At 42.4% G+C, this 1,671-nt stretch carries 2 protein-coding genes; both read right to left on the reverse strand.

Going from position 1 to position 1,671, the window contains the following annotated elements; genetic code table 11:
- The coding region (locus tag Q0212_RS08525; protein ID WP_297924511.1) for an N-6 DNA methylase at positions 1–1,151 on the reverse strand (1,151 nt) is incomplete at its 3' end.
- Positions 1,152–1,211: 60 nt separating this feature from the next.
- Positions 1,212–1,671: type I restriction-modification enzyme R subunit C-terminal domain-containing protein (locus Q0212_RS08530; RefSeq protein ID WP_297924513.1), on the reverse strand; the 460-nt coding region annotated here is incomplete at its 5' end.

The following is a 1,671-nucleotide window of genomic DNA, read 5'->3' on the forward strand; positions in this document are numbered from 1 at the left end:
TAAATCTGACCGCCTAAAGGCGGTGGCTTTAACCCTGAATACGGACTAGTAAAAAACAACACATTGGTTTTAACGCCTTGCGCATAAAAAATGCCAGTCGGTAAACGTAAAATGGTATGCAAATTACATTTATTCATTAAGTCACGGCGTACCTCTGTGCCTACGCCTGCTTCAAACAACACGTTATCAGGCAACACTACGGCGGCGCGGCCACCTGCTTTTAAGTTGCGATAAATATGTTGCAAAAACGCTAATTGCTTATTGCTGGTTTTGTAGGTTAAGTCGTCACGGGTAATACTGGCTTCACCGCCTTTGGCTGTTCCAAACGGCGGATTGGCTAAAACAATATCCGCTTTGGCAAGGCTTGCACCCACTTGTCCCAAAGCATTACCCAAATGCACTACGCCTTCGTCATCGCCTTCCATGCCATGTAACAAACAATTCATTAACGCTAAACGGCGGGTACTTGGCACAAGCTCGACACCAATAAACGCTTTATTTTTTTGAAAGCTGGCTTGCTCGGCAGTTAAGTCCATGTAGTCATCGGTTTGATTTCTTAAATAACTGTCAGCGGCAATCAAAAAGCCTGCTGTGCCTGCGGCTGGGTCTTGAATGGTTTCGCCCAGTTTGGGCTTAATACAATTAACCATACAGTTAATTAAGGCGCGTGGCGTAAAGTATTGCCCTGCGCCTGATTTGGTTTCGTTGGCGTTTTTTTCGAGTAAGCCTTCGTACAAGTCGCCTAAACCGTCTTTTTGCACACTAAACCAATCAATGTTATCTAAGGAGCGAATCAGTTGCTCTAAATGGCGTGGTTCACGCAAGCGTGTTTGAGCATCGGCATAAATGGCTAAAATTAACGGGTCTTGATGGATAGTGTTGTTTTGTGCGTCTTTACCTGTGGAAAGCGATAATAAAATCCGCTTATAGGCATTCATCAAATTAAGGCCAGACTGACTGCTAATATCTGTCCAACGACAGCCTTGCGGTAAAGTATGCTTTTGTAAAATGCCGTTTTCGGTGTTTTCATGCACCATTTTCATAAACAGTAATAACACTAATTCGGTGACATAATCACTGTAGTTAATGCCATCGTCACGCAATACGTCACACAAGTTCCATAATTTTTGAACAATATCGTTTTGAGTCATGTTGTTAATTTTCCGTTATTTGGGCAGGTCGCTTGAATCATTAATTTTTAGGGTGCTATTTTAACCTGCCACTTGCCACAGTGCCTCACTTAACTCACTTAATATTTCATCTAATTGATTATTTAGCTGTCGGTTAATTTGATTAACGCCACCTTGCTCGGCAAAACGTGCATTAATAAACGCGGTATCTAAAATCACTTCATGGCTAAGTTGTTTGGCTAAACGCTCAAGCCATCTACGTTGTGGCATTGTCCATGCGTGTAATTGATAAATTTTTTCCATCGCTTTTTGTACACGCGCCTCAAAGCTAATTAACCCCTCATTTAAGGCCGCACGGCGAATATGGCCAATAATGCTTGCGGCAATATCTTGATTGGTTTTGTTACGCCATGCACTTTGTAACTTGGCTTCGGTAAAGCCTGCACCGTCTAGCAGGAGTTTGATTTCTTTAAGCTGTTGACGAGTTAAGTCTTTAGGCTTGTTAACAACCACACTTAACGCAATCGACTGGTTTAAGTTG

Origin of the sequence: uncultured Agitococcus sp. (genome assembly GCF_937920075.1) — a bacterium.
GTDB lineage: Bacteria > Pseudomonadota > Gammaproteobacteria > Pseudomonadales > Moraxellaceae > Agitococcus.